The organism is Mesorhizobium sp. WSM1293, assembly GCF_000513875.1.
Taxonomy (GTDB): domain Bacteria; phylum Pseudomonadota; class Alphaproteobacteria; order Rhizobiales; family Rhizobiaceae; genus Mesorhizobium; species Mesorhizobium ciceri.
In genome coordinates this window covers 291919-305046 of sequence record NZ_AZUV01000005.1, presented here as the reverse complement: position 1 = coordinate 305046, position 13128 = coordinate 291919, and the positions used below count along the sequence as shown (strand labels likewise).

At 64.5% G+C, this 13128-nt stretch carries 14 protein-coding genes and 1 pseudogene; 7 read left to right on the top strand and 8 right to left on the bottom strand.

Annotated features, from left to right (window positions below; all coding sequences use genetic code 11):
- Positions 1-16 precede the first annotated feature (16 nt).
- The 4 genes from M729_RS0109365 (at position 17) to M729_RS0109350 (ending at position 4063) form a co-directional block, all read left to right on the top strand.
- Complete coding sequence (locus tag M729_RS0109365) at positions 17-1213, top strand: amidase (protein WP_027161414.1); 1197 nt, start codon at positions 17-19, stop codon at positions 1211-1213.
- A 2-nt stretch (positions 1214-1215) separates the two neighbouring features.
- Positions 1216-2115, top strand: coding sequence for a LysR family transcriptional regulator (locus M729_RS0109360; protein WP_024502714.1), 900 nt, complete (start codon positions 1216-1218; stop codon positions 2113-2115).
- An 89-nt stretch (positions 2116-2204) separates the two neighbouring features.
- Positions 2205-2873 (top strand): DUF1007 family protein, encoded by a 669-nt coding sequence (locus tag M729_RS0109355; RefSeq protein WP_027161413.1) that lies wholly within the window; start codon positions 2205-2207, stop codon positions 2871-2873.
- Complete coding sequence (locus M729_RS0109350; RefSeq protein WP_027161412.1) at positions 2870-4063, top strand: nickel/cobalt transporter; 1194 nt, start codon at positions 2870-2872, stop codon at positions 4061-4063. Before M729_RS0109355 ends, M729_RS0109350 begins: the two co-directional genes overlap by 4 nt.
- Positions 4064-4088: 25 nt before the next feature.
- Here the strand turns inward: M729_RS0109350 and denD are convergent, their stop codons facing one another.
- The 4 genes from denD to M729_RS0109330 all read right to left on the bottom strand — a co-directional run bounded on the left by denD (position 4089) and on the right by M729_RS0109330 (position 7049).
- Entirely contained in the window at positions 4089-5066 is a 978-nt protein-coding gene (gene denD / locus M729_RS0109345) for a D-erythronate dehydrogenase (protein ID WP_024502716.1), read from the bottom strand.
- 15 nt (positions 5067-5081) lie between these two features.
- Positions 5082-5294 carry a hypothetical protein gene (locus M729_RS0109340; RefSeq protein WP_013529748.1) on the bottom strand — a complete coding sequence of 71 codons (213 nt, stop codon included), beginning with the start codon at positions 5292-5294 and terminating at the stop codon, positions 5082-5084.
- An 89-nt stretch (positions 5295-5383) separates the two neighbouring features.
- Complete coding sequence (locus M729_RS0109335) at positions 5384-6352, bottom strand: cation diffusion facilitator family transporter (RefSeq protein ID WP_024502717.1); 969 nt, start codon at positions 6350-6352, stop codon at positions 5384-5386.
- Positions 6353-6362: 10 nt separating this feature from the next.
- Entirely contained in the window at positions 6363-7049 is a 687-nt protein-coding gene (locus M729_RS0109330) for a GNAT family protein (protein ID WP_027161411.1), read from the bottom strand.
- A gap of 83 nt (positions 7050-7132) precedes the next feature.
- Between M729_RS0109330 and M729_RS0109325 the strand changes: the two genes are divergently transcribed.
- Positions 7133-8317 carry a pyridoxal phosphate-dependent aminotransferase gene (locus M729_RS0109325; protein ID WP_027161410.1) on the top strand — a complete coding sequence of 395 codons (1185 nt, stop codon included), beginning with the start codon at positions 7133-7135 and terminating at the stop codon, positions 8315-8317.
- Between the two features lie 152 nt (positions 8318-8469).
- Entirely contained in the window at positions 8470-8844 is a 375-nt protein-coding gene (locus M729_RS0109320) for a YciI family protein (protein WP_013529744.1), read from the top strand.
- 101 nt (positions 8845-8945) lie between these two features.
- Here M729_RS0109320 and M729_RS0109315 read toward each other — a convergent pair whose 3' ends face one another.
- The 3 genes and pseudogenes from M729_RS0109315 to M729_RS0109305 all read right to left on the bottom strand — a co-directional run bounded on the left by M729_RS0109315 (position 8946) and on the right by M729_RS0109305 (position 11731).
- On the bottom strand, positions 8946-9701 hold the full coding sequence (locus tag M729_RS0109315; RefSeq protein ID WP_013529743.1) for an SDR family oxidoreductase: 756 nt from the start codon (positions 9699-9701) through the stop codon (positions 8946-8948).
- Positions 9702-9958: 257 nt separating this feature from the next.
- Positions 9959-10695, bottom strand: a pseudogene (locus M729_RS01000000134790) (tellurite resistance TerB family protein).
- Between the two features lie 115 nt (positions 10696-10810).
- Positions 10811-11731 carry a rhodanese-related sulfurtransferase gene (locus M729_RS0109305; protein ID WP_027161409.1) on the bottom strand — a complete coding sequence of 307 codons (921 nt, stop codon included), beginning with the start codon at positions 11729-11731 and terminating at the stop codon, positions 10811-10813.
- A 311-nt stretch (positions 11732-12042) separates the two neighbouring features.
- Between M729_RS0109305 and M729_RS0109300 the strand changes: the two genes are divergently transcribed.
- On the top strand, positions 12043-12681 hold the full coding sequence (locus M729_RS0109300; protein ID WP_027161408.1) for a 2-dehydro-3-deoxy-phosphogluconate aldolase: 639 nt from the start codon (positions 12043-12045) through the stop codon (positions 12679-12681).
- 87 nt (positions 12682-12768) lie between these two features.
- Here the strand turns inward: M729_RS0109300 and M729_RS0109295 are convergent, their stop codons facing one another.
- The gene (locus M729_RS0109295) at positions 12769-12960 is read right to left on the bottom strand and encodes a hypothetical protein (protein WP_013529739.1); all 192 of its coding nucleotides are present in this window, start codon (positions 12958-12960) and stop codon (positions 12769-12771) included.
- Positions 12961-13128 lie beyond the last annotated feature (168 nt).

Below are 13128 nucleotides of genomic sequence, written 5' to 3'. Positions count from 1 at the left end.
ATCCGGATATCGAACGATGACAGGCACGCACGGCCCTCTCAACGCCTTTCTCGATCTTCGCCAGATGCCCGTGGCACATGCCCAGCTCGGCCCGCTGGCCGGCCTGCGGCTGGCCGTCAAGGACATATACGACGTCGCCGGCTACCGCACCGGTTGCGGCAATTTGCAAAAATTCGCCGAAAGCCACGCAGCCTCGCGCACCGCACCCGCCGTGCAGATGATCCTCGATGCCGGCGCACGCTTCGTCGGCAAGACGCAGACCGACGAGCTCGCCTTCGCGCTGTTCGGTCAGAATGCGCATTTCTCGTTTCCGGTGAACCCGGCGGCACCCGACCGCGTCACCGGCGGCTCCTCATCGGGGTCGGCGGCGGCGGTGGCGGGCAGGCTGGCCGATATCGCCACTGGTTCCGACACCGGCGGCTCGATCCGAGCACCGGCGAGCTTTTGCGGACTGATCGGGCTGCGCACCACGCATGGCCGCATTTCGCTCGACGGCACGATGAAGCTGGCGCCGAGCCTCGACACGTTCGGCTGGTTCGCCGACGACATCGAGACCTACGAGACCGTCGGCAAGCTGCTGCTCGGCCGCGATCCGCACCAGCACGTGTTGGACCGGCCGCTGGCGCTGGATTGGCTGGACGGATTGGTCGCCCGCCCGGCGCTGGCCGAATATGCCGGAATGAAGGGGCTGGCGGGCGCGGTTTTCGGCGCGCCGGCGACGCCGGCAATCCGCTTCTCCTCATCTCCCGATGAACTTTACTGGTGCTTTCGCCGGCTGCAGGCCAGGGAGGCCTGGGCGGTGCATGGCGAATGGATCACCAGCGGCGAGCGCGGCCTCGGCCCCGGCGTCGAGGAGCGATTCGGCTTCGGCCGCGCCGTCGACGACAAGACAGCCCAGGCCGAGAAGGTGCGGCGTCTGACCTTTCGCGGCGAACTGAGCGCCCTGCTCGGCAAGGACGGCTTCCTTGTCCTGCCGACGGTGCCTGGTCCGGCGCCTTACGTGGACAGCACGCCGGAGCAGTTCCAGGCCTATCGCGAACGGGCGCTCCAGCTTCTGTGCCTGGCCGGCCTGTCCGGTTTTCCACAGATCACACTGCCCGTCGGCTCGGTCGCCGGCGCCCCGTTCGGCCTGTCGCTGCTTGGCCCTTCCGGCAGCGACATTGCCCTGATACGGCTCGGCCGGAAACTTCTCGACGCGGCACGAAAGGCCTGACCATGGACACACTGACGCGCATGCGTGCCTTCATCGACGTGGTCGAGGCCGAGGGCTTTTCGGCGGCGGCGCGCAAGATCGGCCGCTCCAAGGCCTTGCTGTCGAAATATGTGCGCGAGTTGGAGGACGAACTCGGCGCTTTGCTGCTCAACCGCACCACGCGCCAGTTCTCGATGACCGAGGCCGGCCACACCTATTACCGGCGCGCCTCGGAGATCGTGCGCGAGGTCGACAGCCTGGCCGACGCAGTGCGCGAATCCTCCGGCGACGTGCGCGGCCGGATCAAGCTGTCGGCGCCGCGCACCTTCGCCGACGCGCCGATCGGCCAGTCGCTGATCGACTTCGCCAAGCAGCATCCCGACATCGTGCTCGACATCCAGCTCGACGACCGCTTCGTCGATCTGGTCGAGGAAGGCTTCGACCTTGCGGTGCGCATCTCGCGGCTGGAGAACTCGTCGCTGATCGCCAGGCGTCTGGCGCCGTTTTCGATAAAGCTCTGCGCCTCCCCCGAACTGATCGCCAAGCACGGCACGCCGACACGGCCGCAGGATCTCAGCCGCATGCCTTGCATCGTCGACACCAATGGCCGCGGACTGAACAACTGGCCGTTCAAGGGCGACAATGGCGATCCGGTCAGCGTTTCGGTGTCGGGTCCGATCGAGGTCAACAGCCCGATGACGGCGAGAGCCGCGGCCGTGTCCGGGCTGGGATTCACCGTCCTGCCGGATTTCATTGCCGCGCCCGACCTCGCGAGCGGCCGGCTGGTGTCGGTGATAGATGACCGTATCCTGTCGGGCGGCGGCATCTTCGCCGTCTACCCGCACCGCCGCTATCTGCCGGCCAAGGTCCGCGTTTTCGTCGACTTCCTGGTGCAGTGGTTCAGGACGCGTGAAGTTGCCTGACCCACTTCAGCCGAGCAGCGGTCCCAATTTCGCCCCCTTTCTGGTAACTCTCGGCAACTCTTCCGAAGCCTAGGGAATCGCGACCGAGAATGCACCTGAAACGGCACGCAATCATGCTGGCTTCGGCCTTGGCGGCTAGCTTTGCCGCCACTGGACCCGCTTACGTGCATCCACACGTCTTCGCCGAGGCTCGCCTCGATGTGATCCTCTCCCCGGATCACCAAAGCGTGAAGGCTCTGCGTCATCTCTGGCGCTTCGACGATCTGTTTTCCTCGACGGTGATGATGGAATTCGACAAGAACTCCGACCTGAAGCTCGACGACAAGGAGCTGAAGGAAGTCGCCGACACCGTTCATGCCTCGTTGGCGGAGTTCAATTACTTCCAGCTCGTCACCGTCGACGGCAAGGACGTGGCGATGACGCCGCCGCCGCATCTGATGGCCAATTTCGACAACGACCAGCTGATCATCCTGTTCGAGTCCGAACCGAAGGTGCCGATCAAGCTCAACGGCAAAATCGATATCGGCGTCTACGATCCGACATTCTACACGGCGATCGACTTCACCGAGGACTCCAACATCACGGTCGAAGGCCTGCCCTCGAACTGCACCAGCAAGGTGGTCCGTCCCGACCCCGACGAGGCCATCAAGGAAAACCAGAAGACCCTCACCGATGCCTTTTTCAATGACCCGACCGGCACCGATATGAGCAAGATCTTCGCCACCAAGCTCGAACTGACCTGTCAGCCAGAAGGATGAAGCCGGTGACGAAACCGTCCCTGCGTTTGGCATTCGGCCTGTTGGCCCTCACAGTCGCCATGATGCATTTCGCCGACGCGGCTCATGCCCAGAGTTCGCTCGGCATCGGCGTCAATGACGGCATGGCGCCCACCACCGGCCCGTTCGCCCATATCCTGATGTGGATCAATCTCAGGCAGCAGGAATTCTACCGCGCGCTGGCAACGGCGATGAAGGCGATGCGCCAGGACGGCAGCAAGATCTGGATACTCGTCGGCCTGTCCTTCGCCTACGGTATTTTCCATGCCGCCGGCCCCGGTCACGGCAAGGCGGTGATCTCGTCCTACATGGTGGCCAATGAAGTGGCGTTGCGGCGCGGCATCCTCTTGTCCTTCGTCTCGGCGCTGCTGCAGGGCCTGACCGCGGTCGCGGTGATGGGGGTCGCCTATTTCGTCCTGCGCGGCACCTCCGTCTCGATGACGGACGCAGCCTGGTTCATGGAGATCATGAGCTTTGTCTTCGTCACCCTGTTCGGCGCCTGGCTGCTGTGGCGCAAACTCGGTCCTTCCGTCCTGCGTCTGTTCGGCAAGGGCCCGGCCTACAGCCTGTCGGCGGCTCATGCCGGCCATTCTCACGCCGGTCATTCTCACGGGGGTTATTCGCACGGCGCGCATTCGCATGCCGGCCATTCCCATGCAGCTCACAGCCATTCGGCGCATGCCCATTCGCACGCGCTACACGCGCATGACCATGTGCACGGCCCTTCGCACGATCATCACGATCATGCCGAACACGATCATGCTCATCACGATCACGCGGCCGGCGAAGTCTGCGACACCTGCGGCCATTCGCACGCACCCGATCCGGCGCTGCTGTCAGGCGACCGCTTCGACTGGCGCACGGCCTGGACAGCGGTGGCGGCGGTCGGCATCCGCCCCTGCTCCGGCGCGCTGATCGTGCTCAGCTTCGCCCTGCTCAACGGCCTCTGGCTCGGCGGCCTGCTGTCGGTGCTGGCAATGTCGCTGGGCACCGCCATCACCGTTTCGGCACTGGCGACGCTGGCGGTGACCGCCAAGAACTGGGCGGTCTATTTCGCCGGCGACGGCCGCATGGGCAACCGCATCCACTCGATCGTCGAGATCGGCGGCGCCGCCTTCGTGTTCCTGTTCGGACTGCTGCTGCTGTCGGCAAGCCTGGCGAGCGGCGGATGATGCCCGGCGCCAAGAGGCTCGGAGTTTAACCCGCGATCTTGCCGCCCAGCTCATCCTCGATGTGAGCGCGGATGATCTCGTCAAAACTCTTTTCGGCGCTGAAGCCGAGCTCCCGTGACCGCTTTGCCTCGAAGCGCGTCGGCCAGCCCTTGACGATCGCCCAGATCGTGTCATCCGGAACCTCGCGGATCAGGCTTACCGCCTTCGGCCCGGCGATGCGTTCCAGCGCCTCGATCTGCTCGCCGACGGTGACGGCGACGCCGGGCATCGTCAGATTGCGGCGTGGCCCGACAGCGCTGCCGTCGATCCCCGCCGCATGGATCAGGAAGTTGACCGCCGAGCGCGGGCTGGCATGCGTGTGCACGACCGAGCGCGGCACCGGCAGGATCGCCTCATGGCCGCTCAACGGCTCGCGGATGATGCCCGAGAAGAAGCCGGACGCCGCCTTGTTCGGCTTGCCCGGCCGCACGCAGATGGTCGGCAGCCGGATGCCGATACCGTCGAAGAACCCGCGCCTGGAATAGTCCGCCAGCAGCGCTTCGCTCATCTGCTTCTGGGTACCATAAGAGGTCAGCGGCGTCGGATGGAAGTCATCGGGAATGACGTCCGGGAACGGCGCGCCGAACACCGCGATCGACGAGGTGAAGACGACGCGCGGCGCAAAGCCCGCCACCCGGATGGCATCGAACAGGGCGCGCGTGCCATCGAGATTGACGCGGTAGCCGAGTTCGAAATTCGCCTCCGCCTCGCCCGATACGATGCCGGCGAGATGAAAGACGACGTCGGGGCGCGATGCGACCAGGCGCTCGGTGGCACCCGCTTCGGCGAGATCGCCGGTGTGCAGCGTGACGCTGACGCCATCCAGGCTCGGCGCCTGTGGCGGCACGATATCGTGGAGATCGAGCGCGGTGATCTTGCCCCCGCGCAGCGTCCCGTCCTTGGCCAGCCGGGCGATGAGCTTGCGGCCGACCATACCCGCGGCGCCAGTGATCAGAATGCGCATGTCGATATCCCTTGCCTATTTACCCTGGTTTTTGCGCTGGTTGCGGGCGCGCAGCCAGAACACCGAGAAGAACGCCAGCACGAAGACGATGCCAAAGGCGCCGGCCAGCACGGTGGAAAGGCTGCCGAGTGCCAGCATTACCGTCGGCAGATAGTAGGCGCCTATACCGAACAGCAGCATGATCCACGCGGCGGCGATGACCGCGTTCCTGGTGTCGCGGTCCATCATGCCGCGTCCGGAGGATGGGCGTTCGTCAAGCTGGTTTTCAAGGTTTTGCAACTCCTGAGGCAGGACGATCGACATCGATCGATCCGGTCCTAGTGATGGTGGTCGTGGTATGCAGCCGCTTCATGCTCGTGCCCGTGGTCGTGCTCGTCGCCATCGTCGGCGCACTGGCCGAATTCCGGTTCCACGGTGGCATGGCTGATGCCGTGCTCGCTGGCAAGCCGCTTCTTGACGGCACTCACCGCCTGATGCGCATCGACGCCCTCGTCGAGACAGGCATGCAGCGTCGCCATATTGCTGGTCCCGTCGAGCGACCAGACATGCATGTGGTGCACTTCGCGCACGCCCTGGATGGTCGCCTCGATATCGCTGGCGATCAGATCTCGGTCGAGGCTTGGCGGCACGCCCTCGAGCAGGACATGGGCGGCCTCCCGCATCAGCGACCACGCCGTGTAGAGGATCAGCAGTGAAACCAGGACCGACAGGATCGGGTCGATCGGCGTCCAGCCGGTCGCCAGGATGACCAGCGCCGCCGCGATGGCCGCCGCCGAGCCGAGCAGGTCGCCAAGCACATGCAGGATGGCGCCGCGCATGTTCAGGCTCTCGCGGTCGCCGCCATGCAGCACGAAGAACGAGCCGAGGTTCACCAGCAGGCCGAGGATCGCCACCACCAGCATCGGCCCGCCAAGCACCGGCGCCGGCGCCTGCAGGCGTCCCCAGGCCTCATAGACGATCCACAGCGCGATGACGAAAATGGCGATGCCGTTGGTATAGGCCACCAGCGTCTTGACCCGGCCGAAGCCATAGGTGAGGCGAACGGTCGCCGGCCGGCCGCCAAGATGAAACGCATACCAGGCAAGGCCGAGCGCGATCGAATCGGCGAGCATGTGGCCGGCATCGGCCAGCAGCGCCAGCGAGCCCGTGAGGATGCCGCCAAGCGCCTCGGCGACCATGAAGCCGCCGGTCAGGCAGGCTGCGATCAGAACGCGTTTCTTGTCGGTCGAGCCATGCACATGACCAGGGCCGTGACCGTGCCCGGTGTGATCGTGGGTATGTGCCAATAGTGAACTCCTAAGCGCCGAATTCCGCGCGAAAATCCTCGAGCCGTCGCTTCTGCCGGCCGTCGCCATCGAAATTGGCCGGATCGAGCCACGCCTCATAGGCACTGCGCAGCGCCGGCCATTCCTTGTCGATGATCGAATACCACGCAGTGTCGCGGTTTTCACCCTTGACGATGAGATGCTGGCGGAAAATGCCTTCGAACTTGAAGCCGAACCGCTCGGCCGCCCGCTTCGATGGCTCGTTGCGGTTGTTGCACTTCCATTCGTAGCGGCGATAGCCGAGCCCGTCGAAGATGTATTTCATGAACAGGAACTGCGCTTCGGTTGCTCCCGGCTTGCGCGAGATGAGCGGTCCCCAATAGATGTTGCCGATCTCGATGACGCCGTAGGCCGGATCGATGCGCATCAGCGTCTGGCGTCCGGCGACCTTGCCGCTGGCCTTGTCGATGACGGTGAAGAACAGCGGATCCTCGCTGGCCTCGACCTTGTCCAGCCATGGCTGGAAGGCGGCGCGGGTCTCCGGCGGATGGTCGGGCAACCAGGCGAAGCGGTCGTCGATGTCGGACACGGAGGACGCTTCATAGAGGCCGTCGCCGTGTTTTGCAGCGCTTAGCGGTTCAAGCCGGACGTATCGACCGTCGATGGTCTTGCGTTCGGGCCGCGGACGCGGTTGCCAATCCTTCAGATTTTCCGACACCGAATGCTCCAATCCGTTTGACTTTTGCGGGCTGAGGCTCACAAAAACGCGACCCAACAGCAAGAACCACACGGACGGGAAAAATGCTCCACACGATTTCGGCCTTCGACCGCCTTGGCGAGGAAAACGCCTTCGCCGTGCTTGCGAGGGCCACAGCACTTGCCCAACAAGGCCGCGACATCGTCAATCTCGGCATCGGCCAGCCCGACTTCAAGACGCCGCAGCACATCGTCGAGGCGGCGATCAAGGCGCTGCGCGACGGCCATCACGGCTACACGCCGGCCAATGGCCTGCTGGCGACGCGCGAGGCGGTGGTGCGCCGCACGCTAACCACCACCGGTGTCGAGATATCGCCCGAAACGGTGATGATCCTGCCCGGCGGCAAGCCGACCATGTTCGCCGCGATCCTGATGTTCGGCGAGCCCGGCGCCGAGATCCTCTACCCGGACCCCGGCTTCCCCATCTACCGCTCGATGATCGAGTTCACGGGTGCGGCACCCATTCCCGTGCCGATGCGCGAAGAAAACGGCTTTGCCTTCTCGGCCGAGGAGACGCTGGCGCTGATCACCTCGAAGACCAGGCTGCTGATCCTCAACTCGCCCGCCAATCCGACCGGCGGCGTCACGCCTCGCGCCGAGATCGAGAAACTGGTCAAGGGGCTGGAGGCGCATCCGCAGGTCGCGATCCTCTCCGACGAGATCTACGACGTCATGACCTATGATGGCGAGACGCATTGCTCGCTGCTCGGCTTTCCCGAAATCCGCGACCGGCTGATCGTGCTCAATGGCTGGTCGAAGACCTGGGCGATGACCGGCTGGCGCATGGGCTGGTCGATCTGGCCGAATGGCGACAAGGGCGCCCATCTCTACGACAAGGTGCGCAAGCTGGCGGTCAATTGCTGGTCCTGCGTCAACGCGCCGAGCCAGTTTGCCGGCATCGCGGCCATCGACGGCCCGCAGGACGACGTCGACAAGATGATGCGCGCCTTCGACCGCCGCCGGAAGATCGTCGTCGAGGGACTGAACGCCCTGCCCAACATATCCTGCATCACGCCCAAGGGCGCGTTCTACGCCTTCCCCAACGTCTCGAAGACCGGCTGGAAGGCCAAGAAGCTCGCCTCGGCACTGCTCGACGAGGCCGGCGTGGCGCTGATCGGCGGTCCCGATTTCGGCATTCTCGGCGAAGGCTATATCAGGCTCTCCTACGCCAATTCCGAGGAGAACATCCTGCGCGCGCTGGAGCGGATCGGAGCGTTCCTGGCGAAGTAGGCTTCAAAGCAGGCCGGTGGCCTCTTTCCGGGTGGTTGCGGCTGGCGACCATGATGGTGTCATGATCTGTCCGGACACGCACGGCCAAGGCTGGGCGGGCGTGTCGGGAACCGCTACGCTCCCTGGATCAGGATCGAAGCAGGTGACATAAAATGTTCTACGCAATCCTTGCCTATCACGTGGAAGATGCGATCAAGGCGCTGACGCCGCAGGAAGATGCAGCACTTATGGCCGACCTGCTGAAGATCAACACCCGGCTTCATGAGGAAGGCACGCTTGGACCGTCCGCGCGTCTGGGCGCGACACAGGATGCCATCACCCTGCGCGGCCCGGGCGACGGTGTGATCATCGACGGTCCGTTCGCCGAAACCAAGGAACAGTTGCTCGGGCTCTATGTCGTCGACTGCGCCACGCGAGACGAGGCCATCGCGATCGCCCGCGACCTTCGCCGCGTCAATCCCACCGCCGTTTACGAGATCAGGCCCATTCTGCTGTTCAAGCCCGGCGTGCCGCTTGCGGGGAAATAAAACCATCCGGCTGGGTCCCCGCTGCTTCGCAGCGTCCCAGCGTTCGCCGGCCTTTCATCGTGCCACTGGCACGATGAATTCGCTTACGCGAACCGGGCTGCTCACCCACGCCCGACAAACGGCATCTTGGTCGCCATCACGGTCATGAACAGCACGTTGGCGTCGAGCGGCAGGCTGGCCATGTGGACGACGGCGTCGGCGACGCGCTGAACATCCATCACCGCTTCGGCTGCGATCGAGCCATTGGCCTGCGGCACACCGACCGTCATCGGCTGCGCCATGTCGGTCAGCGCATTGCCGATGTCGATCTGGCCGCAGGCGATGTCATAGGGCCGACCGTCGAGCGCCAGCGTCTTGGTCAGTCCGGTGATGGCATGCTTGGTCGCCGTGTAGGGCACCGAGCCTGGGCGTGGCGCATAGGCCGACACCGAACCGTTGTTGATGATGCGGCCACCCATCGGCTTCTGCTTGCGCATGGCGCCAAAGGCGGCACGGGCGCACAGGAACGAACCGGTGAGGTTGACGCCGACGATATCGTTCCACACTTCGACCGGTATCTCGTCGATCGGCGTCGATTTGTAGCCCATGCCGGCATTGTTGAAGAGCAGGTCGACACGGCCGAAGGCCGCCGCCACGGTCTCGAACAGATCGTCGACCTCGCCTGCCTTGCTGATATCGCAGGCAACCGCCAGGGCCTTGGCGCCGGTGGACCCGGCCTCAGCCACGGCTGCATCCAGCACGGATTTGCGGCGTCCGCAGAATACCGTGTTCCAGCCGGCCTTGAGCAGCGCCGTGGCGACGCTCTTGCCGATGCCCGTGCCGGCCCCGGTGACGATGGCGGTTCTTTGCTCGGTCATGGCTATTGTCCTCCGGCAGCGCTGCGCTTGCTCGACTGATTTTGGGGGGGTGGCTCGAAAAGGAAGGCATCGCAAATGACGGCGGCGATGGCAAGCGTGTCCATCCGGCCGGACCGACAAAAAGGGCGGCCATTGGCGACCGCCCCTGATCTGAACCGGGCTTGGGAGGAGGAAAAGCCGATCCGACTGTGTTGAATGATGCGCTTGCTGGGTTAATGAGCGGTTAACCCGGAAAGTGCCCCCTGTGCCGTTTTGGCCTACCAGCGCGGATTGGGTGACGTCCCGGCCTTGGCCGGCACCTTGGCCGCCGAAACCGTCGCCTCGACATGGTCGACCAGCGCGTCCGGCAGGCCGAGCCGGCCGGCAAGCAGGTCGAGATAACCGCGCTCGGCGCGTGTGTCGGGATCGATGGTCAGGCGCGACGCCGTGTAGAGTTCGAGCTTCTGCGCATCGGTCTTGGCGCCGGCCACCAGCGTGTCGAGGTCGAGCGGGCTTGCCAGCTCCGCCATCAGGAACTTTTCGGCGTCGGAGCCTATGCCGGCCAGGCTGAGCTTGCCGGCGATCTTCTGGCGCTCATCATCGTCGATATGGCCATCGGCCTTCGCCGCCGAAATCATCGCCCGAACCAGCGTCAGCGTGAATTCGTCCTCGCCTTGCGGCGCCTGCGACGGGTGGAAGGGGGTTCCTTGGGCGGCGGCAGCAATTCCGGTTCACTGGCCGCCGGTGCTTCCGCGGGCGCGTTGCCGGCCTTGTAATTCTGGTAGGCCTTGTAGGCGAGGCCGCCGATCGCGGCCAGTCCGCCAAGCTTCACTGCGGCGCCCGTCACGTTGCGGCCAGTACCGGTTCCGAGCAGCACCGCGGCCAGCGCACCGGCGGCCAGCGGATTGTCCTTGGCCATCTGCACGGCCTGCCCCGCCTTGTCGCGAACAGTGCCGCTGGTGCCGGGGATTTGCGAGCCGAGCAGATCGTCGAGAAGCTTCTTGGGATCGAACATTCAGTGCCTCCAGGATTTGCCCGGCCAACGGGCGGGTTTCGAACGTCGAAGACGTAGGTCCCGAAACTTGACATTGCAATGACAGGCAGCCGCTTTGCAGCAGCACGATGCTGGATCAGGAGCCGATATGCGGCCCCCTGCCCCGCGCCTGCGCAAGCTCGACCTGGCGCTGGCGCTCGGCATAACGCTGGCGGTCCTCGTCCGAACGCGCATCGAAGCAATGCGGGCACGAAATACCGGCAGCGAATTTGGGCGACGTCAGCTCGCCCGGCGTCAGCGGGTGGCGGCAGGCGCGGCACAGTTCCGCGTCGCCCTCGGCAAGGCCGTGCGACACCGAAACCCGCTCGTCGAAGACGAAGCACTCGCCTTGCCAGAGGCTCTGTTCGGCCGGAACCTCTTCGAGGTATTTGAGGATACCGCCCTTGAGATGGAAGACATCCTCGAAGCCGAGCGATTTGACATAGGCGGTTGCCTTTTCGCAGCGTATGCCGCCGGTGCAGAACATCGCAACCTTGCGGCCTTCGAGCTCCGCCCGGTGCGTTTCCACCCAGGCCGGGAACTCGCGAAAGCTTGCGGTGGCCGGGTCGATCGCACCCTTGAACGTGCCGATCGACACCTCATAGGCGTTGCGCGTGTCGATGATGACAGTGCCGGGCTGCGAAATCAGAGCGTTCCAGTCGGCCGGCGCGACGCAGGTGCCGGCACTTTTCGAAGGATCGATGTCATCGACACCCATGGTGACGATCTCGCGCTTCAGCCGCACCTTCATGCGATGGAACGGCATGTCCGCGGCCGCGCTGTACTTGACCTCGAGTCCGGCAAGCCCTTCGATGGCTTCGAGATACGCGATCAGTTCGGCAATTGCCGTCTCGCTGCCGGCGACGGTGCCGTTGATGCCTTCATGCGCCAGCAGCAGCGTGCCCTTTATGCCGCGCCCGCAGCAGAATGCGGCGAGCGGCGCGCGCAGTTCTTCGAAAGCGTCGAGCCGGGCAAACCGGTAGAGCGCGGCGACGCGAAGGAGTGGAAGTGATGTCATCGCCGAAGCCACTAGACGCTCGAGCAAGCCGATTCAAGGCAAAGCAGGCATCCTGTTCGGCGGGTCACTGGCGCAAATCTGCACCATGGGTGAATTTGTACCATAGCTGAGATCAGGGAGTCAAGAAAAAATTCCTATCCTGAAAAGCCACCCGGACAAAAGCTGTCGGCACCATCGAGCCGGCAGCCACCCTTGTCAACTTGGGCTTGGCGAGTATGGGCGACGCGTGACATCGCGACACGGCCGGTTTCGTGGACAGGAAAACGGCCTTCTGCTAATCGGTTGAATTGTCCCACGCCACGGAGAGACACATGCCCAGCAAGACCGAAAAACTTCTGTCGCTCCTCAACGGCCAGCCCGTCATCCCGGTGCTGAAGATCTCCGATGTCGCCAATGCCGTGCCGCTGGCCCGCGCTCTGGCGCGCGGCGGCCTGCCTGCGATCGAGATCACGCTGAGGACCGCCGACGCGCTGGAAGCGATCCGGCGGGTCGCTGGTGAAGTCGAGGAAGCCATCGTCGGCGCCGGCACCATTCTTGATGCCAGGCAGTTCGAAGAGGCTGCCGCCGCGGGCTCGCGCTTCATCGTCAGCCCCGGCATCACCCGCGAGCTTCTGTCGGCAGCCGCCGCCAGCGATGTTCCGCTGCTGCCCGGTGCGATCACGCCCGGCGAGATCATGGCCGCGCGCGAAGCCGGCTTGCGCTTTCTGAAATTCTTCCCGGCCGAGCAGTCGGGCGGCATCGCTTCGCTGAAGGCCTTCGCCTCGCCGCTCGCCGATGTGAAATTCTGCCCGACCGGCGGCATCTCGGCCAAGAACGCGGCTGACTATCTAAGTCTGCCCAACGTGGTCTGCGTCGGCGGTTCCTGGGTGGCGCCCGACGACCTCGTCAAGGCCGGCAAATGGGACGAGATCGAAGGCTTGGCGCGCGCGGCGAGCAAGCTCACAAAATAAGGCTTTCATGGCGGCATGGAAAAACCCGGCCGACTTGCGTCGACCGGGCTTCCGCCGGATGTTTTTTCCAGGCCTGCCTTGGCCGGATCAGTTGCAGACCCTGACTTCCCTGACCACCCTATGATGATGCTTCCAGGTCGTGACAACCTTGGTCCGGCAGTGCTTCTTCATGTGCATGTGATCGTGGGTCTTGACGACAATGGTTTCCGCCTGCGTAGGGGCGATGGCCGCCGAAGCGGTTGCCAACGCGATGACCGATGCCAGTAGAATCTTCTTCATGGGTATCCCCGGTTTGAACGAACGGGGGAGAAACCGCTGACGGCCCGAGGCGTTCCACGATCACGGCAATGTCAGGCCGGTGTGATCGGAAGCCGGCGGGCCGCGCGACCGGATCCGGCCACGCAGCAAAAAGCCGCGCTGGTTGCCCGGCGCGGCTTTGTCGGTTGA

Excerpts from the sequence above, each read along its gene's own strand:
- M729_RS0109365 (WP_027161414.1), top strand. The coding sequence starts at position 17 with ATGACAGGCACGCACGGCCCTCTCAACGCCTTTCTCGATCTTCGCCAG.
- M729_RS0109325 (WP_027161410.1), top strand. The coding sequence starts at position 7,133 with ATGCTCCACACGATTTCGGCCTTCGACCGCCTTGGCGAGGAAAACGCC.
- M729_RS0109300 (WP_027161408.1), top strand. The coding sequence starts at position 12,043 with ATGCCCAGCAAGACCGAAAAACTTCTGTCGCTCCTCAACGGCCAGCCC.
- M729_RS0109360 (WP_024502714.1), top strand. The coding sequence starts at position 1,216 with ATGGACACACTGACGCGCATGCGTGCCTTCATCGACGTGGTCGAGGCC.
- M729_RS0109355 (WP_027161413.1), top strand. The coding sequence starts at position 2,205 with ATGCACCTGAAACGGCACGCAATCATGCTGGCTTCGGCCTTGGCGGCT.
- M729_RS0109315 (WP_013529743.1), bottom strand. The coding sequence starts at position 9,701 with ATGACCGAGCAAAGAACCGCCATCGTCACCGGGGCCGGCACGGGCATC.
- M729_RS0109320 (WP_013529744.1), top strand. The coding sequence starts at position 8,470 with ATGTTCTACGCAATCCTTGCCTATCACGTGGAAGATGCGATCAAGGCG.
- M729_RS0109340 (WP_013529748.1), bottom strand. The coding sequence starts at position 5,294 with ATGATGGACCGCGACACCAGGAACGCGGTCATCGCCGCCGCGTGGATC.
- M729_RS0109305 (WP_027161409.1), bottom strand. The coding sequence starts at position 11,731 with ATGACATCACTTCCACTCCTTCGCGTCGCCGCGCTCTACCGGTTTGCC.
- denD (WP_024502716.1), bottom strand. The coding sequence starts at position 5,066 with ATGCGCATTCTGATCACTGGCGCCGCGGGTATGGTCGGCCGCAAGCTC.
- M729_RS0109350 (WP_027161412.1), top strand. The coding sequence starts at position 2,870 with ATGAAGCCGGTGACGAAACCGTCCCTGCGTTTGGCATTCGGCCTGTTG.
- M729_RS0109295 (WP_013529739.1), bottom strand. The coding sequence starts at position 12,960 with ATGAAGAAGATTCTACTGGCATCGGTCATCGCGTTGGCAACCGCTTCG.